Below are 19,237 nucleotides of genomic sequence, written 5' to 3' on the forward strand. Positions count from 1 at the left end.
ATCTTCTGGGCTTTCATATACTCTAAATCTGGTTATTCCTCTATTTTGGTTTGTGTAACGTATGATTATGAACCGCAGTAAGCGTGATTTTATTTATTATTATCTACAGGAATCAATATTTTCTTCTTATAGGTTTTTATATATTGGTAGCCGTCCACCAGTAGGAATTCTGGTTCATCGGTTGTGTTAAACGAATACGTCTGTTCCCACAGAATGTTGCCGTTCTTCAAATCCCATTGTCGTTCTTTCGATATTGACGATACAGGAATAACTTTACTGCCAGCCTGTATGGACAATGTGTCCGTCTTCAAGAAAGTAAATTGTTTTCTCGCAATGACGACATCATGACCTGTAGCCGTTTTGGTAACGCTGCGAATCCAGAACTTTTCATCTCCAATTTGAATGGAGCGATCGGATGGTGATGCAAGCGAGATAGGCTCTTGTATGTTGTGATATCCTTCAAAATTGACGAGTTCAAGCTCAATGGAATGAATATTGTCTGTAGGGAACGGATCAAATTTAAGTCGGAAGTCTGGATTACTTCCCCCTCCTCTAGTCCAACTAACTTCTTTTCCATTCACATAGAGCTTGGTTTGGCCTGAAAATCTAGGATATTCCTCTAATTCATAATGTCCCTTCACGATGGTTGAGGTTGGGGAAGCCGTAATGTAGTCATAATGAATGGTCCCTTTATCGACAGCGATGGATTCGGAAATATCCTCTTTAATTATACTCTTCATCGCTTTGTTCGCTTCAAAATCGAAGGAGATCGGATAAGTTATCTTCTCCCCTTCAGCCAGCCACTCAGTGAATGTAAGGGTTAATGTTCGAGAAAATGGGCTAACCGGTTCGAAATCAGCATCTCCCACGAACTGGCTTTTATTTTTTCCGGGACTTCCACCAGCTCTTATTGAGTTGGAATCGGTCAAGAAGCCTCGGACTCTACCAAAGCTATAACGTATAAAATCATCGTTAGTAAATTCGGTACCTTCAGGTCGATCAATCGTGTAATATATGCGGAATACGTTATCGTCCGCAATTACGCCATTAATAGTAAGGACAGTGCCATCCTTAAGCGTTGTGCTCTTGTTTACTTCTTGTGCGACCCCCTGCTTCATCACATCCGCAATGCTGTTGAAGTTGACGCCGCCAAACAACTTGCTGCCGTAATAAGCTAAGGCTGGATACTCGTATACGCCAATTATGAGGATGATCGCTGCGACAACAGACGCAATCCATGCTCGGGCTTTATTTCGGTTTCTTTTTTTGGCGGGAACATTTCGAAGCGCATCTCGAAGTCTGCTTTCAAGGTCAGACGGAGCCTGGATTTGATTTAAGGTTTCTTTATGCTCCTGTAACTTCTCCTCGATCGTTGTCATAACGATCACCTCCGATCATCACTTTTAGTTTTTGTATGCCCTGTGAGATTCTTGATTTGATCGTTCCAAGCGGAGCCCCGGTCATGTCCGCAATCGTCTGATACGGAAGATCATGAACATAGCGAAGCTCGATCGCTTCCCGTTGCTGCGCATTCAGATGCGACAGCAGCACCTGCATGTCCATTTCGGACTCGCTATCACGATAGGGATTAATGTCCGTTAATTGCGCAAGAGATGGTTCTTGCTCATCTTCCAGCGGTACGAATCGATCCTTTTTGCGAAGTAATGTTTTGCAGCGATTGACTAGAATCGTCTTGCTCCAACTGTAGAAAGCTTCGCTATTTTGCAGTTGCTCAATTTTTTCATATAGTGCAACGATCATATCTTCCATTGCATCCATCGCATCATGCTCATTGCCCATATATGTATAGGCAAGACGGTAATAAGCGTCCTTATCGGCCATAATGAGCTGTAATAATGCTTCTTTGTTGCCTTTTTTGGCTTGTTTGACAAGATGGCTTACGCTCATGTTCACTCCCCTTTTCATAGATAAGAGATCGCGGGGATCAGAAAAGTTCATTTTATATAAAAAATTTTCATTTGTCACAACGGACTGCTGGCAGCGCACAACATAGCAGGATCAATGGAAAAACCTTGATTGGAGCTAATCCAATCAAGGTTCATTTAGAAGAATTATTTTCTGCTATTCATCCTAAACAACTCCTATCAATAGAGCAGTAACGACAAGAACAATACTTATGCCCCATATCCAGAACAGTGAGTAGCGGATATGGCGGCCCATCTCCAGTCCCGCTAAACCGAGCGCCAGCCACAGGGCCGGTGACATCGGGCTTACGAAAGTTCCGACGATATTGCCGATCACCATCGCGTACGCAGTGGACAACGAAGCAACGCCGAAGCCGGATGCAATCTGATCGACGACGGGCAGCAGGGCGAAGTAATACGCATCCGTGCTCAATATTAAATCGAAAGGTACGCCTAGTATCCCTACGATAACATGCAGATAAGGCGCAATGCTGCCCGGAAGTATCTTCACGGCATCGTTGGCAATGGCCGTAAGCATGCCGGTTCCGTTCAGGATACCCAAAAATAAGCCGGCTGCAAGAATGATTGAGGCCATCGTGAGCGCATTAGGCGCATGGGCGCGCAATCGTTCCATCTGCTCATTCACATTGAAGAAGTTGAGCGGCAATGCGATGCTTACCCCGATCATAAAAGCCAGGCCCGCCGGGATAATTCCAGCCACAAGCACGCCAATAACCGACAAGGCGAGACAGGCATTAACCCACAGAAGTCCGGGGCGAGCGAGGCCTTTCACCTGTTCGGCCTGGACAGAAGTGGAGGCATCCGCTCCAGCCGCTGTCACCTCCAGCGTGGCCGCCTCCTCTAATGATCCATACTTGCGGATGATTCTCCGCTTCTCCCGGATGCCGAGAAGAACGGCCAATCCAAGCATAAACACCATGCCGATGAGCTGGACAGGAATAAGAGGCTGCCATAATTCCGTGACATCCGCCTTCAGGACGGTAGCCGTTCGGCCCAGAGGGCCAGCCCACGGAAGCATATTCATAATACTTGCGCTTCCTCCGACCAAGAGGAGCAGCAGATACGGATTCATCTGCAAGCGTCTATACACGGGTAGCAGCGCGGGTATCGTAATTAAGAAGGTCGAGGCGCCCGAACCGTCCAAATGGGCAATTGCTGCAACTAAAACTGTTCCGACACTTACCGTGATGACATTTCCGCGCGAAAAAGCGACCATTTTATTGATTAATGGTTCAAAAAGTCCGACATCCTGCATAATGCCGAAAAAGATTATCGCGAAAATAAACATAATCGCGACCTGGATAACCGAGCTGACGCCTTTTCCAAAAAAGCCGCCAATTTCCGTAAAACTATACCCTGCGAGTAATGCGCCGAGTATCGGTGGTATCACCATGGCAACAATCGGGGTCACTTTGCCGCTAATAAGCAAGGCGACGATAATTAAAATTGTAATTAGACCAATCAAGCTCAGACTCAATAGGATATCTCCTTTCCGTGATCGCGACTTTACTCACCATTCTGTATCCCGTAATGGGTGAATGCGTTTACAATTCACCATGAACGAAACATCGCTTAGCTTAAATGAAATTTATCACGGATAAAGCGGACGATAAATATTGCGGCCATAAGAATGATAGGATTCATTTTATCGATTTTGTTCATAAGTTTCACAAAGGATATATCTGCGTTCTGGTCTTCCCACCGTACCATAGATAAGCATCGTTCGTACCATCTTCAATGATACTAAATATTCTAAATAACGCCGCGCCGTTGATCGACTTATACCAAGCTCGGAGCTTAATTCAACAGCCGTAATTCCCCCGATCAATTGCTGCGTGAAGACGCAGTGAATCTTGTCCAGTGTAATAGAATCAATCCCCTTCGGGAGAGCCTCATCCGACTGTATGGAACCCGAAGCTCGATGCATGCCGAATACAGCATCGATATCTCTCTGTTTCATTTCTTTGGTGGAGCATAGCAAGCCCCGACATCCCTTATATCTTGCCAAGGCAAGGCTGAAGCGTTCCTCGTCTACCGGCTTGACAATATAATCGAACACCCCGGCGCGAAGTGCTTCCTGAACCGCCTTAGCATCCTTCTCCGCCGTGACGATAATGATATCAGCATCATGACAGGACTGGCGAAGCTCCCATAACAGATTCATCCTTTCCACGTCAGGAATATATACATCCAATAAAATAAGATCCGGAACAGTTTCGCCGCTTTCTAAATAATCCAGCGCTTCTTTACGGTTCTTGGCAATGTATGGAGAGGCAAAACCGGTTGATTTTTCGACATAATGCCTATGAATATCCGCCACTCGAAAGTCATCCTCGATTATCAGCACTGATAACAAGTCCTTCACAGCGATCTCCCCTCGTCCTTTGGTATCATGATAATAAAACAGGCTCCTCCGAGCTCACCTTCCCCTGCTTCCAGCAAAATCTCCCCGCCGACTCCATTGAGCATCAGCTTCGAAAGAGTAAGGCCAACTCCCCGATGGCTGCCTTGTTTCGTTGAAAATCCCTGCTCAAATATGCGGGGGATATCCGTCTCGGCCACCCCTGAACCCGAATCTTCAATCTCAAAAATACAATCCTCTCCGATATCCGTAAAAAAGATGGCAACCTTACGTTGGCCCTCTTCTTTTAGCCTTACCGCTTCCAATGCATTCTCAATAATATTGCCCAGGGCGGTTAACAGCGCATCTTGCTTCTCATCTGCAAATGAGCATTCCAAACGGCTGTCCGGATGGATGACCATGGCGATGCACAACTCATTCGCTTGATTGAATTTTCCTTGAAATAAGGCTTGAAGCAGGGGATCGGCTACCTTTTCCATTAAAAATGTTAACCTGGCCTGCTGCATATTGCTTTCTTTTTTTATAAAATCGATCGCTTCCTTCATCCGCCGGTTCTGCACCAGCCCCAGGATGATATGCAGCTTATTGGAGTACTCATGCGTCTGCGCCCGCTGTGCATTCGCATATTGCTTAATACGGGACAACTCCTCTGTCACCGTCTCCAGTTCCGTCTTCTTGCGAAACGTATAGACGCTCCCCGTGATGGCATCTTCCCCTACTATGGGAGTTTGATTGACGAGTACGATATTTTCGCCCAGCACCATCTCCCGGTTCACTAGATGGCTTCTTTGCTTGCCCTGCACTTCACTATGTAAAGAAGGAACAATCTCATGGATGGATGTTCCTGCATAATTCATTTGTCTCTGCTTCGTGCCCGCAAAGAGAATATCCTTAGCCGCTTTATTCATTGCCGAAATAGCCCCATCATTAGTCACCGCGATAATTCCTTCATGCGTGGACTGCAGAATCGCTTCTTTTTGCAGATACAGATTTGAAATCTCCTCGGGCTCCATATTATGTAATAATTTTTTGATATAAGAAGCAATAAAGACCGCTCCCGTGATGCCGAACAGAACAATGAGACTCAAGGTGAGCCAGAGGGATTTGTTGTCTTCCGCCACGATGCGGTGTACATCGTTATTGAGAAAACCGACCGATACGATCCCCACGATCTTCCCTTCATCAAAAATAGGAACCTTTCCTCGAATCGACAAACCGAGCGTTCCCTCCGTTTTTGACACGTACGACTCGCCATGAAGTAGTGCCCTGTCATTATCGCTTCCGACCATCTTCGCCCCGATAATGCTTTCATTGGGATGGGATTGCCGGATTTCCTGCGTATCACCGACAACAATGAATTCCGCGTCAGATTTCCTCTGTATCGACTTCACAATCGGTTGTATAACGACGGAAGGATTATTCAAGCGGAAAGCGCTTTGAATTTCTGGGATATTCGCGACACTTTGTGCCATACTCAACGCTCTTTTTCCCGTCTGATCTTCTGCCATTTTCCCTATAAAGTGTTCCAGAAACACCCCGAAAATCGAACAGATTCCAATAATCAAGAGGCTGATAAGCAAGATCATTTTCAACCGTAAATTACATTTTAGATGTAACAACCGGATCATTTGCCAACTCCTAAAAATCAAAATGATTAGTTTTGAGTATCCTATCGTCAAATAATTCCATTATAGCATGAACCGCTTTTCTGATCGGAAGGGAGAATGTCCGTAAGGAACCAACATAAAAGCACTCCCGAACCGGCAGAGCCATACAAGAGTGTTTTCCCTTCTAAATTAAAGAAGCTGCATCAACAGAGCCTTCATTTCCTCGTCCTGCAAGAGTATGCAGCTTCGACAGCTGGGCCTGCGGCACATGATAGTCGGCCCCATCGCCTCGACACGGACACCCTCCTGCTTCCACCGTTCCAAGAGCGACACATAGGCCGCGAAGTCGTCCTTCCACATCGAGATCAGAATCGATTGCTCTGCTCCCTCGAGTAGAGTCTTGTCGGTTCTATAAGCGAAAATAGAGAAAAAGTGAGTCATGCGGGATTATCAGATAAGTACTGTCTAGTTTTTCCCTTAGTAAACAAAGTTTCCCTAAGTAAAAAAACATGGTACTATATAAAGAAAAATGAGATCTATTGAGGTGTCATCCTATGATATTAGTCCAACATTTAGACCCTACCGAACGCTACCGCTTAGCCAAATCGATCGCAGACAGCTTTAAAGATAATGCAGGATTTTTGCTATGGGGCGATGGTTCTGAGGAGCGCGAAGTCGTGCTGACCGACTTTTTCGATTGCATTTTGTCTATCTTAATCGCAAACCAAATGGTGTATGCCACCTCGGAGCAGTATGAAGGAATTTGCGCCTTTTGGACCAAGCGGAACGGGATCAAGCCGCTGCAAAAATTGAAGCTGCTCGGGCTGGCCAAGTTGTTCCCGATTCGCCGGCTGGTGCAGATCGCGAAGCAGAGCGCCCGAATAAGACGGGCAGATAGCTTCATGAAGAGCGAGGAGGATTATGTGTTCGTGTTCATGATTGTTGTGCGCGAGCCGTACCGCCATCAAGGCTATATGCGGCAGCTAATGGAATTCATTCTGAGCTATGCGGCTGACCGCTCCATTCCCTGCGTCCTCGAGACGGACAGTCTCCGAAACGAACAGATTTACCGCCATTACGGTATGCATACGCTCAGCGTTCAACCGTTGAGCCAGGAATTGACCTACTATATATTAGCTTACAAATAGAAAAATTATAAAAATTATACATAAACGTCAAATAGCCCACACCCTGATACACAGATGTGGGCTCGATTAATTGTTCGATTACACTGTTGATTGTTGCACTAGCCTTGGCGCCGCGTGGCGTGTTGACGAACAACCGATACATCTATGGATGAGAGTTCCCTTGAAAGAGCTCCATCATGCAACATAACAAGATATTCGTATCCGCGCTTTATTAATAAATAGTAATCTTCATCATTCAGCGGCAGCGGCAATTTTTCTATTTCATTAAAAATCTCTTCACAATCACGCAGATACTTATCTATTACATTCATTCCCTTCTGCTTGCGAACCAATATCATCTTTATCATGAATCAAATCGATTTCATTTAGATCGAGCCCTCAGTTCGCAGAGTCAGATGAAACGACTTCCCATTTTCCAAACAGCGTCAAACCCGCTGCTCGAGCTAAAGAAGTGGACGCGTGGTTATCAAGCTGGCATCTGTATTGGGGTTCGTACCCTTGTGCGTAGGCGAACTTGCTAATGGAGCGCACTACTTTGCGGGCATGGCCTTTCCCTCGATAGTCATTCAGCGTGAGCACTCCGGTATCCGCTATATGCGAATTTAGCCATGGGTACATGCTAGCGGCACTCACTAAACGGTTATGCTCAAACGAGCCAAACACAGCCCAGTGATCCAATTTCACATAGGCGTCATCCAGATCCTGCTCTGAGGAAGAGGCTTGGAATTCGGAAAATACAGCATGGTCTTGCTCTGTCAGTTGCCGCAAGTCACCGTCCACGGCTTCTTGCATCAATGAATTCTTATCGGCTTTTGTAAAATAAAAGAGATAATCTGCCCCATGCAGCGTAACCCCTGCTTCATTTAATTTTTGTCTCAAGATGGCTTCAGTCAGTTCTGCTTGCTGAGTAAGTCCCGCCTTATCAGCCATTGCCGGCGTCAGAACCGCCACTACCTTCCCGTTGGTCATTTCCAATACCATTACCCGGTTGTCATCACTTAGGTCAGGATTGATGGTAAGCGTAAAGACCTCATCGTGATAAAGGACTTCCCCGTTTCCGAATTGCTCCCGCCAAAAGGCAGCAATCATCTCTGAAAATATAGGCATGCTTGTCGTTTGGAGTAGTTGATTTTGTTGATTTGGCATCTTGATCATTACCCTTTTCTTTAGACTTTTGTCTACTCATTTGCATGTGCTTCTTGATATAAGAAGCCATATCCCAAACTGTAAATGAAAAGGTCTGTTGTTACTATGTTGAATTCTCCTATATTTATTTTTTGCACATTCAATTGCTTCTGAATGATTCAAAATCCCATAAGATCCTTTACATGTTCCGCATTTTTTTTAGATGTTAGTTTTTCGAGTAATAGAAATGCAACATCAAAAGCTGTACCCGGATTTGAAGATGTAATAATATTTCCATCCTGAACAATTAAATCATTTTGAACATCTGCGCCGAAATTCTTTAACTGCTCTTTTCGTTTACTAGTTGAATGATTGTATGTGGTTGCTTTTTTTCCTTTAAGAATTCCGCTTTTGCCAAGCGCTAATGATGCAACACAAATACTAGCAATCGGTTTCTGATTGGAATAGAAATGTTGAATGATACTTAAAAATGGCGCACTGAAGGCATCTTCATAAAATCCAGCTTCTTCAAATCCCCCTGGAATCGCGAGTGCATCAAACTCATCTAGTTGAATTTCATTGACCGTTTTTTCAGGCATAACAGTAAAATTCCATGTACAGGTTAATTTATTCCGGAGACCCACTGTTACGACCTCAGTTGAGCCATCTCCCTCCCATTTATTCCAACCTAGCACATCTGTAAATACACTAGCTTCTACTGCTTCAAATCCGTTAGCTAATAATAATAATATCTTTTTCATATCCTAAATCTCCTCCCACATATCCTTATTTTATAAAAATATTAAAGGCTCATGAACAGGCTAGAAAAGGATATTTTGTTGTTTGACTTTAATTTATTAATAATTTTGGTTATTCTATATTATAAAAAAAGGTTGGATATATTATGGATCAAATTGATAAAAACATCGTGAGAATATTACAGTCGAATGCAAAAATTTCCATGAAGGATTTAGCAGAAGCTGTTCATTTATCTTCTCCATCCGTAACTGAGCGAGTACGAAAGTTAGAGGAGCAACAAATTATTGAGGGTTACCATGCACGCGTTTCTCTAAAAAAAATGAACCGTCCAATCTCTGCACTTATTTTGTTTGAATCGAAGGATTGTAAATCGTTAGCAAGCTTTTGCCGTAACCATCCAGATGTGCTTGAGTGTCACCGGGTAGCAGGGGAAATTAGCTATATTGTCAAAATAGCAACGTATTCTGTAGAGAGTTTAGAACAATTTATTGATGATTCAATGCAATATGGTACGCCCTCAACAAATATCGTGTTATCATCTTATGAGCAAAAAGTAATCGACCCTTATATTTGTGAAGAAAAAAAATAATCAACAGGTCAAAAGGAGGAACGCTCGGATGAATTGGGCGTCTGTATTCGAAGTGTGCTACCAGAAATATCCCGGTTTGACGGAGCAAGAAGCGGAAGATTTTATTAGCCATTGGAACAACCCTCTATCTGAGGAGGAGATTGCGGAAATACGGGAAAGGCAGCGCAATCCCTTCCCTGTAACCGATCCTTTACATAAGCTATACCAGCCGTTCGATCCGGCAAAATGGTCTATTCCGAATAAGTGCCTCCCTGCCGCTTATCTTGATTTACTTCGTTATTCCAATGGCGGTGAATTTGGAAATGGTGCTCGGCATTTTCAGTTTTTCAGTGCCGATGAGTTACGAGCTATGATGCTGGCCTATGAATTTCCCGAGTATATGCCAGAGGCGATCCCCTTTGCTATGGATGGCTGTGGTATTCATTATGCTTGGGATATGCGCAGCAGCTCAGAAGAAAATGAATATCCCATTCTTGTATCTCACTCTGGAAATTTAGGCTATGCGGACAGCGCACAAGTCGCCTCAACGTTCTTAGAGCTATGTACGGGAACAATCTCGGCTGAAGATTTACTTTACGGTAATGATGAATGAATGCAGTAAGACCATCAATGACCTCTAAATTCCACAATATCGTGGTGGCTTTAGAGGCCATCTTTTTATAAATCATAGTTCTATTCTTTACGCTCTTACTTCAGATCCACCATACACTTTCACTTCGAGCGGAGCTGTTAAATAATCCTTAGCTTTTGCAACAAAAGAAGTGAAATGTTCACTTGAATTGTGTACTGCCACCGCTTCTTGGTCTTTCCATACTTCCACCATGATATAGGCATGTTCTGTTTCTACGCTTTTATAGAAATCATAAGCAATATTTCCACTTTCCGCTCTAGAAGCTTTCACTAGAGATTGAATCTCTTCAACGTAAGCTTGTTCTTTTTCTGGATTTACACTTGAAACAGCATGAATAATGATCATTTAAATCCCCCTCAGCACGTTAATTTTCATTCATAATTCACATAAAAATTTATTTCCACTCTGCTATTGTCTCCACAGGAAGACGTACGGATTGGTATCCTGCACCATCTGCTTTTCCAATGGAAATGAGCATTATCGGAACATAGCGCTCTTTATCCATACCGAAAGCTTCAGCGATCTGATCTTTTTCAAACCCACCGATTGGACAAGTATCATACCCATGGGCACGAGCTGTTAGCATGAACTGCATCGACACGAGTCCGCCGTCAATTAGCACGGTTTCTTTGTTTACTTCTGGAGACAGATTTGCATAGTAGTTTGTTAATGCTGCCATCTGTTTTTCTTTTACTTCAGTTGGCATATATCCTAATTCTACAGCTTTGCTATAGATCGCTTCCCCATTTTCAAAGCTATTCAAGTCCCCGAATACGGCAATCATTGCTGAAGAAGTTTCAACTTGCAGTTGGTTAAAACGAGCAAGAGGTGCTAATGTTGCCTTACCTTCTTCACTTTCAATGACTAGAAAACGCCATGGTTGCATATTGACAGATGATGGTGCACGAGTAGCATCTTCAATCATTTTTGCCATTTCTTCTGTGCTTATTTTTACGGACGAATCATATTTGCGAATAGAGCGGCGTCCTAACAGTATTTTTTGAAAATCATTGTTCTTTGTTGTGTTAGACATGATGTGATCTACTCCTTAATCTATATAAATGTAAATCCTTTGATCAATCAATAGTTGACCGATCAATGATTGATATGTCAAACAATATAAATCATGTCTGACATTTAGTCAAGTGAATTTCTATAGATATACTCAGACGAATGCTTACTGTCCGCCTTGAAGAATGAGGTCATGTATTCTATAATTGACGCATCAATGATTGATTAATCATCTATAGAGGTGGAAAAACAATGCAAGTGTCTCATCAGGAAATGAAGCAAATATTTCTCATGTTCAAAAATATGGAAAGACATGTCACCCAGCACTTTGAGAAACGATTAGGCATTAGCTTAACGAGATATGAAATCTTGTACAAATTACTTGAAATGGGCTTGCTTTCTCAAATCGGTTTACAACAAGAGATGAAGATTGATCAAGCTGCAATTACAAGACATTTAAAAATACTTGAGGGAAAAGGCTTTGTTACCCGCAATCGCAATGAGCAGAATAATCGTGAAGTGATTGTTCAGATTACAGAGGCAGGCAAGGACATTTTAAGGAACTGTGATGTAGATAAAAACCAATTTATCGCTGAATTGTTTGGCGGGTTTTCAGAGCAAGAGGTAAAGCAACTGCAGATTTTAGTGAAAAAGCTTGATCATAACGTAGAAAAATTAACATAAGTCATGACATTTTTTCTTTTGATGGCGGGAGCCGTCGTGAACACGATCCAATGTGTGTTTATAGGCGGCGTCGTTTTTGTAGGCTTTGTTTTTTACCTTGTCCATTTTAATTTTGTATGCGATCATTACCTATTGGAGCGTACGTATTGGAGAAGTACATTCTATTAAATTCATGGAGGCAGAGATGAACCAAGTACATATGGATCAATTGAATCAGTGGCATGAAGATGATGAACACCAGCGAATTGTGGACGCACTGTTAGCCATACCCGAGAACGAGCGGGATTATGAAACGATAAGTCGACTGGCCCGAGCTTATAATAACTTGGAACTCTATGAAGAAGCGCTCCATCATTTTGATAGCATAGCTGAAGCGGGTCAGCACGATCCGCTGTGGCACTACCGGGTAGGTTTTGCTCTCTATCATGTAAACCGCTATGTGGATGCAGTTCAGGAACTGCGTATTGCTGATCAATTAGAACCTGGTGATGAGGATATTGAATACTTAATGCAGTTAAGTGTACAAAGAGCGGAGAAGCAACAAAGACAAGAACGCCGAATTGCAGCTAAGAAAGAAGCAGCCTTGAAAGCGAGTGGATCGGAAGTAGTAGAGCCTTTTTCGGATATGTCTCTTGATGATTTTTGGGAAGATAGCGAGTATGCGAGAGAAGCATATCAATCCGAGCCTCCTACGGCTGAGCTGATTGCCTCAATCGAGGAAGAATTGGGATATAAGCTCCCCTCCTCTTATATCGCACTGATGAAGCAGCGCAATGGTGGGGTTCCGAAGAACACCTGCTTCCCGACTGAGGACCCTACTTCTTGGGCTGAGGATCATATCGCAATCTCAGGAATTATGGGTATCGGCCGTGAGAAGAGCTATTCACTCGGCGGGGATCTCGGCAGCCAGTTCATGATTGAGGATTGGGGTTACCCTGACATTGGCGTCGTGATTTGTGATTGTCCATCAGCAGGCCATGATGTGGTCATGCTGGACTACCGAGCCTGCGGAAGAGATGGCGAACCGGAAGTAATTCATGTCGATCAGGAGGACGATTATGAAGTTACGTTCCTGGCCGATAATTTCGAAGCGTTTATTAGAGGTCTAGTAAGCGCAGAGGAGTATGATACTTCTGAGGAGGATAAGCTAGAAGATCTTCATAGGGTAGCTCATGGCAAATTTTCTCCGTTGCTGGAGGAGCTATGCGCTAACATCATCGAAGTGGATCAGATTGAGCAGAGAATCCGGCGTATCTGTACACGCATTGTTGAGGAGAAGGGTCATTTTTCCTTTCATGCGGATGAGCGTTCGTATTTGATGTACGATGTGCAGTTTTGGTTATATACAAAGTCATATCCAGAGACCAGCCGCGAGCAGTACCTGGGTATCTATGAGAAAATGATCGCCTTCGGCGGCGAGTTCGGTCAAGGCGGCTACGCCCCATCCTTTATTTCGGATTGGCTGGATCGCCGTAAGAAGGAAGGACGGATCGTACAGGTGAATGGACACCTTCGGTTTACGGAACAGTCGATTGAGGAACTGGTTCAGCAGCTGCAAGAAGCCTAACAAGACCGAGCAAGCATCATGCAACCAATCAGAAGAGCCCACGTTCGGACGAGGGCTCTTCTTCTTTTTTAGTAATGGGAGATTCGCTATACAGCAGGGACAAGAATATTTCCTTCTGTCAGAAAAAGATAAAGGACTATTTCAATTCAAAAGCATCGTCAAAAAACGATTTGAAATTGGGATACAAAAATCTCATCGACGCTTTCAGTTGATCGCGCCCTGTCTTTTCTTCATCAAAATCAAATAATATTTCATGGTCAATCTCATAGATTGCATAGTGCTCCTCATCCGGACCAGTAAGATCCATGCATAATATGTGACCATACTCGGAGTCCCAGGCGAATGGAAGGTAACCCCACTTGCACAGTAGTGGATTATACATATCTTGAATGCGGCGTAACGGCTCATCGACCGGTTGTGCTGGCACGATGTCGAAATAGTGATGATAGGTTGAAATGAATGCTTGATACCATTCCGGAAAGTCCAGCCCGAATTCTTTTTCCAGCGCACAAATGTCGCCATCAGTTACGGTAGAAGGAACTAATCTCCATATCGACCACTCCTCATTAGAGTCGGTTGCCTTCATTTCACCCGGAACATCTGGTCCCATCCATCTACCAAATCCATCCTCCGTTACTTGGTCATATCGGCGATAATAAGCTTCAAATCCTTTTTTGATGTAGTCCCGTTTATCCAAAAAACATAGCCTCCTTATATCATAAAGGGTTCTGGACTAGGAATATGTATTCCCATCTGCTCCACGTAGTATCGATGTGCTTTTTCCGCGATTTGATCCGGGTCTTCCCAAAATTGCTTATCCAACTTATCTAGTCTCTCTATCTCTTCCTCAGTAAGGAACTGCGGAATATCCCAGAGCTCTGTAAGGCGCTTATCTCCTGACAAACGTTCGATACAGGCATATTCGGATTGTATGATGTCGAGTGCATAAACCGCTCCAATCGCTTGTAACGCTCGAATTGCATGGTGATATGCCGCTTCTCCCCAATTGCAGAAAAACTGAATAAACCCGCCGTTATATAGGTCAACTTCCAGCAGCCACAAGGCAGTGATCTCTTGTTCCTCTGGGGTCATGGCATCCCAGCCTGAATCATTTTTTTTATCAACAAAGGCTATTGCATAATCGAACCATATGTTGCAGATATCCGTCTTATCCATTTGCTTTCCCCCTCTTTTTAATGTGTGGATCTTCATAAATTAGAACATCATTTATACGCTTCTGTTATATACGAAACGTCGCTGCTTTCCTGTTTATTTATTAGGTTAATATTCTATAGAGTTAACAGTGCGAGAGCGCAAGTAGTTGCTCCAGCTTTTCTTTTAGCGGCGACTCTGCTTTTCGTGCCGCTCCCTCCAGCTTCTTCACGCTTCCAAAGATTCGGCACACAACCATCTCACATTGATAATTCTCTTTGTCTTGCAATGCCTCGATAAGCGCATCGGCAAGCACAGGACGGTCGATTGTCAAATTTTTGACCTTCGTCCCCTCGTCAATGCCTCCCAGCAACATGGATACGATCACCGGCATATGCTCTGCCTTGACGCCATGCGCCTCGATAAATGCCTGCGTATAGCCGTCCTGCACCATTTGGTGTTCCGTATCAACCATGCCCATATAACGGGATACCAATGGGAAATAATCCTCACTGTATAAGCCAAGACCTAGTACGGCATAAGTGCCCGGCATAGCCGATTTCTCGCTCGGCTCCACATCGCTGTACCATGCGAACTCCTCCATTGCCGTATCCGCATATTCTGCAACCTTGGGAAACAACGCCGGATAGCTGAGTGCATTGGCAAAAAAACGATGAAGCTTGGACTTCGCCAGCTTTTTATACGGAAGCACGAGCTTTTGGCTGCTTTTCAGCTTAAGGTTGTATTCTCTGGGAAAATCCTGCCGCAACAGATCAATGATATAATCGAGCGCTTCTCCGTATGCTGCCTCCTCTTCAGATAGAATCCGGATGTCGATCGTTTTCGTCACGTCATTGTTGTGGGCCTCTATTTTCACTCCCCGATAGGTGCTCACAAATTTACCGCTGCCTATTTTCAAATAATCTGCTGCCCGCTTTGAACCCAATTGTGCCGCAAGTCCCAGATATTTCAGCCGATTATCCGGCTCAGTGAAGCCAATCTGTACGGCAGCATAAATAAAGAACTCCAATTCTCCAGCATCTACGTGAGAAGGAATCGCTTCTTCCTTCAACACCCATTCGTTTCGATAATAACCGGTTTGGTTAAAATGCTGCGGTAAAAAATGATTCTCCGCCCAACGTTTGAAGGAATACGTATATCGGCTGGTCCATTCTTTTTTGCGTTCCTGGTTCTCCTTCAGCTTGTCATTGAGTCGTCGGATCAATGGCTCGATTTCTTCTACTTCCTGCTTCATTAAATCTGGATTGACCAAATGCTTGGCAAAAAAGAAATAGTCATCCTTTGCTGGTTGCGCCGGTGGATCTGATAAAACCTTGGTTTGAATAAATTGCTCCAGTGTCTGTTTCAGTTGATTTAGCTTTGGCTCATTCATAAACTGTTGTTTACAAGATAACTTTGAATTTTCCCATTCAAAATCCAATACAACCTCAAACTTGTAATCAAAGAAACGCGCACCCAACTCCTCAGAGAGGAACAGTTGCTCTGCTCTTTCGCATAAGGCAGGAAAGAACTCCTCAGTGAGAAGTTCATTGGTCAACTCTGTTATGTAGGCGCCAGCTTCCACTTTATACGAGCTGTCGCTCCAAGATAATGGCTCGTAGATATCGATATGGATGCTCCCATTTGCCCATGTAAACTTGCCTTTTCTCCACGCCACTTGCAGGTAATTGTAGACTCCAGCCTGTAAACTTCTTTTATCCTTAAACTCGCTTATCCTTTTGCTTTCTTTTGCGTAAATCGAAGTGATTTCCTCCCACACATCATTCAGAAAAGCTTCTACAGCGTGATTCAATGGTGTCTCCTCCTGATTAAAAAGTGAATATGCTTTCACCGGCTACTCAGTTGAGCTCTGATCCCTGAGCGTGGATCAACTCTGCTGATATAATGTAGCCGTCATCCTATCCTCTGTACAAATAAACATATAGAAAATGCCTTCACCATACTGGTCGAAATCAGCCCAGTCCAGCTGACCGATAAACCGCATTCTTTGGGCGCAGCAAGGGCAATGCGGATAGTCTGCATCCTGCACCCAGCTTGGGTGGCCTCCGATTTGCGAATCTTGCTGTGTTAATGTCCAAGTCGCAGCATAGTACGGAGAGTGCGGCTCGGATGATAGAGTAAGCTTAATTTCTTCAACCGTAACGCTGCTGTCCTCGTCATCCCAGTTAGGCAAATAATCGGGCTTCTGATTAAACCGACTCCAGATCGGTTCTCCCTGTTGATCGAGCTCCATGTAAATGGTGTTGAAGCCTCCGCAGAGCTCGCATGTTGCCACTTGCAGGCGTTTCGTAGGCATACCGAGATACGCCAAGGATGGATGAGTGGTGTCCGCGTCCATCAAGACAGTGAGCTTCCTCTCACACCATGGACAATTGGAGTTGCTCGTCTTTAGGAAGTGCGCAGCAGACGTTTTTGCTCCTGAAGGTATCGGCTGTTCATCCGTTGACCGAATCGCATAGCATAGCTCACTAATCAATTCGCGTCTTTCCCCATTCGATGCAAGCTCCCAGCCCGCCTCCAGTGCATACACGTCAGGATTGACGAACAACTGCTCCACCCACTTCGGCGGATTCAGCCACCATTGCTCAAATTGTCTCACAACCTCTGCGTCACCGATCCAGCTCAGTATGAGCAGTAGATGATTACGGTTGTCGACGTCCCATTCTACTTGCTGCAGGAGGTGATCCCGGATTTCGGACGGCGCATCCTTAAATAAGATCGAGGGATAATACATATCACGCTCTATAAGCTTGGGCAGAACTTCTGAGATATTATCGTTTCGGTAACATACGAGGGATAGTAGAATTTGTTCCGCTTCGTCCTCATTCCCTGCATCCAGTAGCTCCACCGCATACTTCAGCATTTGCTCCGCCTCTGCAGCCGTTAAGGATACATAGATGTGTTCCTTGCTATGCGGGTAATCGACATATTGAATTAGCGGGTTATACGTTCTTTGTGCATGCATAACCTTCAAAATGTCTACCGGGTTCGTTAAGCCTTCATACAAATTCACTGTTTTACGATGCTGCTCAATATACGCTTGCTGTTCCTGACGTACCTGTTCCTGTTGGCAGGGCATGCAGATACCGCCTGTTTTAGCCGCCGTAGTCGGCAGGATCGTCGAGCTGCAGCCTTCCGTTTTGCATGGAATTCGTTCTGCCATAGCTGAGTACCCTCCATCTGATGTTTCTTTTATTTATCGATCACGAATCGATTCATTTCGGAAACTGCCCTTTAAGATAGGAACTCCAGAGTTTACTAACAAATGCATTGGCGAGCTTGCTATCGAAGGCCTTAGCAATGAGACCGAGGTCGTCAGACACATAACTAGCCAGCTCGGAATTTTGCGTGAGCCGAAACGTTTGCTTGAATGCATATTCTCTAATATCTCGAATTGTCGCACTTTCAGTGGGGTCTTTCTTATGTATGGTTTCGTAGCTAGAGTTCCATGCCGCATCGAATGCAGTTGATTCTCTAGCGTCTAATTGTGCGTCCCAGTCCCCTTCTTTTTCGAAAACACGTTCGAAGAAACCGTCGGCACGAATCATAGTTGAGATCTCATTTGGTGTTATCACAGCAACCTCGCCTCTTTCAACTCTATTTGTCTCTCGTTTTAACGCATTAGCATACCACTACTGTTCATGAGCCAATGAGCAATTTGTACTCTGAGAAGATTGCGGAATATCCGAGCCTATATAGCTCGAAATAAGGTGCGAACGGGTCGCCCTTAAGTCCGTAGCGATGCCACTGCAAATAATAAGATATCCAATAATCGCAGGCAATCGAGTAATAGGCCTCATCCAGTATTTCAATCGGTGCATCGTAATCCTTGTGCTCACTGACAACTTCAAACAGCGCCTCATAAACATCAGGATCGTGAGATTGGCGGATCTTGTCTATCTTCCCATGCGGCAGCAGCTGAACTTCTTTGATTCTAGATAGGTATGCTGCTGCATCTGCCGCACCCTCAATTTGTTCAAACTCTTGAAGCAGCTCCTTCAGCCCTTTAATAAGCTGCTCGCCATGTCCTCTCAGCACCACTTCAGGCACATCTGCAACTTTACTGTTAAAATAGCCTGGAACTGTGTCTCCGCCAAAATCCGCGGGATCGAGGATGTCATACATCTGTACAATCCGCTGTAAATAGGCCTCTCCATCTTGCAACGGTTCAAAGGTAGCCTCCACCCCTTTACCGCTCGGCATATACATTTGAAAATATCCATACAGCTCATTATCTTCGATGACCGCATCATCGGATTCTACATCTTCATCCATGAGCTGGAGTAAATATCTCGCGTATGATTGTTTATCCATTAGCACCTTCCCCATGTCGCTAATCAGTAGGATCAATCCCTTCATCTTCATACTACAGATAAAAAAATCAGGAAATCGGAGTCCTATGTTCCATTGATAGATCAAGTAGAAGGAAAGGATTCCATTCCTGATTATGGATAGTATACGGGGTAAGGAAGTTAGCAATCAACCTTACAGCCCACTAGTATTTAGGGAAAGATACCTTAGTCCTACTTGTTTGCGTCTTTGTTCCTTATAAATGTTGATGCGGTCATTAGATCAAAAGACACATCCACTTCTGTTATATAAAATAAATCTACAACAAACACTTGACCTTAGGTC

22 protein-coding genes are annotated in these 19,237 nt (G+C 44.2%); 5 read left to right on the forward strand and 17 right to left on the reverse strand.

Annotation, left to right across the window (positions count from 1 at the left end):
* Positions 1-89: 89 nt before the first annotated feature.
* The 6 genes from M3661_RS25105 to M3661_RS25130 form a co-directional block, all read right to left on the reverse strand.
* Positions 90-1,379 (reverse strand): DUF4179 domain-containing protein, encoded by a 1,290-nt coding sequence (locus tag M3661_RS25105; protein ID WP_251489585.1) that lies wholly within the window; start codon positions 1,377-1,379, stop codon positions 90-92.
* Positions 1,345-1,908 carry a sigma-70 family RNA polymerase sigma factor gene (locus M3661_RS25110; protein ID WP_065290706.1) on the reverse strand — a complete coding sequence of 188 codons (564 nt, stop codon included), beginning with the start codon at positions 1,906-1,908 and terminating at the stop codon, positions 1,345-1,347. The genes M3661_RS25105 and M3661_RS25110 overlap by 35 nt, the downstream gene beginning before the upstream one ends.
* A gap of 183 nt (positions 1,909-2,091) precedes the next feature.
* On the reverse strand, positions 2,092-3,423 hold the full coding sequence (locus M3661_RS25115) for a CitMHS family transporter (RefSeq protein ID WP_065290707.1): 1,332 nt from the start codon (positions 3,421-3,423) through the stop codon (positions 2,092-2,094).
* Between the two features lie 168 nt (positions 3,424-3,591).
* Positions 3,592-4,311, reverse strand: coding sequence for a response regulator (locus M3661_RS25120; RefSeq protein ID WP_251489587.1), 720 nt, complete (start codon positions 4,309-4,311; stop codon positions 3,592-3,594).
* Complete coding sequence (locus tag M3661_RS25125) at positions 4,308-5,936, reverse strand: ATP-binding protein (protein WP_065290709.1); 1,629 nt, start codon at positions 5,934-5,936, stop codon at positions 4,308-4,310. Before M3661_RS25125 ends, M3661_RS25120 begins: the two co-directional genes overlap by 4 nt.
* A 168-nt stretch (positions 5,937-6,104) precedes the next feature.
* The gene (locus tag M3661_RS25130; protein ID WP_065290710.1) at positions 6,105-6,356 is read right to left on the reverse strand and encodes a phospholipase D-like domain-containing protein; all 252 of its coding nucleotides are present in this window, start codon (positions 6,354-6,356) and stop codon (positions 6,105-6,107) included.
* A gap of 113 nt (positions 6,357-6,469) precedes the next feature.
* Here M3661_RS25130 and M3661_RS25135 point away from each other — a divergent pair, with 113 nt between their 5' ends.
* Entirely contained in the window at positions 6,470-7,063 is a 594-nt protein-coding gene (locus M3661_RS25135) for a GNAT family N-acetyltransferase (protein ID WP_065290711.1), read from the forward strand.
* A gap of 98 nt (positions 7,064-7,161) precedes the next feature.
* On the opposite strand, the gene M3661_RS25140 is transcribed toward M3661_RS25135, so the two are convergent.
* From M3661_RS25140 to M3661_RS25150, 3 genes are all read right to left on the reverse strand, one after another.
* On the reverse strand, positions 7,162-7,374 hold the full coding sequence (locus M3661_RS25140) for a hypothetical protein (protein ID WP_175400478.1): 213 nt from the start codon (positions 7,372-7,374) through the stop codon (positions 7,162-7,164).
* A 67-nt stretch (positions 7,375-7,441) separates the two neighbouring features.
* Positions 7,442-8,209 carry a GNAT family N-acetyltransferase gene (locus M3661_RS25145; RefSeq protein ID WP_251489589.1) on the reverse strand — a complete coding sequence of 256 codons (768 nt, stop codon included), beginning with the start codon at positions 8,207-8,209 and terminating at the stop codon, positions 7,442-7,444.
* Between the two features lie 158 nt (positions 8,210-8,367).
* Entirely contained in the window at positions 8,368-8,949 is a 582-nt protein-coding gene (locus M3661_RS25150; RefSeq protein ID WP_065290713.1) for a DJ-1/PfpI family protein, read from the reverse strand.
* Positions 8,950-9,092: 143 nt separating this feature from the next.
* Here M3661_RS25150 and M3661_RS25155 point away from each other — a divergent pair, with 143 nt between their 5' ends.
* Both M3661_RS25155 and M3661_RS25160 read left to right on the forward strand, forming a co-directional pair.
* Positions 9,093-9,536, forward strand: a complete 444-nt coding sequence (locus tag M3661_RS25155) for an Lrp/AsnC family transcriptional regulator (RefSeq protein ID WP_065290714.1) — start codon at positions 9,093-9,095, stop codon at positions 9,534-9,536.
* A 28-nt stretch (positions 9,537-9,564) separates the two neighbouring features.
* Positions 9,565-10,128: an SMI1/KNR4 family protein gene (locus M3661_RS25160; RefSeq protein ID WP_065290715.1), complete on the forward strand. Its 564-nt coding sequence runs from the start codon at positions 9,565-9,567 to the stop codon at positions 10,126-10,128.
* Positions 10,129-10,215: 87 nt separating this feature from the next.
* Here M3661_RS25160 and M3661_RS25165 read toward each other — a convergent pair whose 3' ends face one another.
* Together M3661_RS25165 and M3661_RS25170 are read right to left on the reverse strand one after the other, a co-directional pair.
* Positions 10,216-10,512 (reverse strand): putative quinol monooxygenase, encoded by a 297-nt coding sequence (locus tag M3661_RS25165; RefSeq protein ID WP_065290716.1) that lies wholly within the window; start codon positions 10,510-10,512, stop codon positions 10,216-10,218.
* Positions 10,513-10,561: 49 nt separating this feature from the next.
* Positions 10,562-11,200, reverse strand: a complete 639-nt coding sequence (locus M3661_RS25170) for a nitroreductase family protein (protein ID WP_065290717.1) — start codon at positions 11,198-11,200, stop codon at positions 10,562-10,564.
* Positions 11,201-11,430: 230 nt separating this feature from the next.
* Here M3661_RS25170 and M3661_RS25175 point away from each other — a divergent pair, with 230 nt between their 5' ends.
* On the forward strand, positions 11,431-11,862 hold the full coding sequence (locus tag M3661_RS25175) for a MarR family winged helix-turn-helix transcriptional regulator (RefSeq protein WP_065290718.1): 432 nt from the start codon (positions 11,431-11,433) through the stop codon (positions 11,860-11,862).
* 184 nt (positions 11,863-12,046) lie between these two features.
* A complete protein-coding gene (locus M3661_RS25180) occupies positions 12,047-13,429 on the forward strand; it encodes an SMI1/KNR4 family protein (protein WP_065290719.1) in 1,383 nt (460 codons plus the stop codon).
* A gap of 136 nt (positions 13,430-13,565) precedes the next feature.
* Here M3661_RS25180 and M3661_RS25185 read toward each other — a convergent pair whose 3' ends face one another.
* The 6 genes from M3661_RS25185 to M3661_RS25210 form a co-directional block, all read right to left on the reverse strand.
* Positions 13,566-14,126: an SMI1/KNR4 family protein gene (locus tag M3661_RS25185; protein WP_251489591.1), complete on the reverse strand. Its 561-nt coding sequence runs from the start codon at positions 14,124-14,126 to the stop codon at positions 13,566-13,568.
* A 14-nt stretch (positions 14,127-14,140) separates the two neighbouring features.
* Positions 14,141-14,605: a DMP19 family protein gene (locus M3661_RS25190; protein ID WP_251489593.1), complete on the reverse strand. Its 465-nt coding sequence runs from the start codon at positions 14,603-14,605 to the stop codon at positions 14,141-14,143.
* Positions 14,606-14,726: 121 nt separating this feature from the next.
* A complete protein-coding gene (locus M3661_RS25195; protein WP_251489595.1) occupies positions 14,727-16,394 on the reverse strand; it encodes a DUF6138 family protein in 1,668 nt (555 codons plus the stop codon).
* Between the two features lie 75 nt (positions 16,395-16,469).
* Positions 16,470-17,765, reverse strand: coding sequence for a DUF1963 domain-containing protein (locus M3661_RS25200; protein ID WP_251489598.1), 1,296 nt, complete (start codon positions 17,763-17,765; stop codon positions 16,470-16,472).
* Positions 17,766-17,817: 52 nt separating this feature from the next.
* A complete protein-coding gene (locus M3661_RS25205; RefSeq protein ID WP_251489600.1) occupies positions 17,818-18,150 on the reverse strand; it encodes a hypothetical protein in 333 nt (110 codons plus the stop codon).
* A gap of 91 nt (positions 18,151-18,241) precedes the next feature.
* The gene (locus M3661_RS25210; protein WP_251489602.1) at positions 18,242-18,916 is read right to left on the reverse strand and encodes a hypothetical protein; all 675 of its coding nucleotides are present in this window, start codon (positions 18,914-18,916) and stop codon (positions 18,242-18,244) included.
* Positions 18,917-19,237 lie beyond the last annotated feature (321 nt).

The sequence above is a fragment of the Paenibacillus sp. MER 180 genome, assembly GCF_023713665.1.
Lineage (GTDB): Bacteria > Bacillota > Bacilli > Paenibacillales > Paenibacillaceae > Paenibacillus_B > Paenibacillus_B suaedae.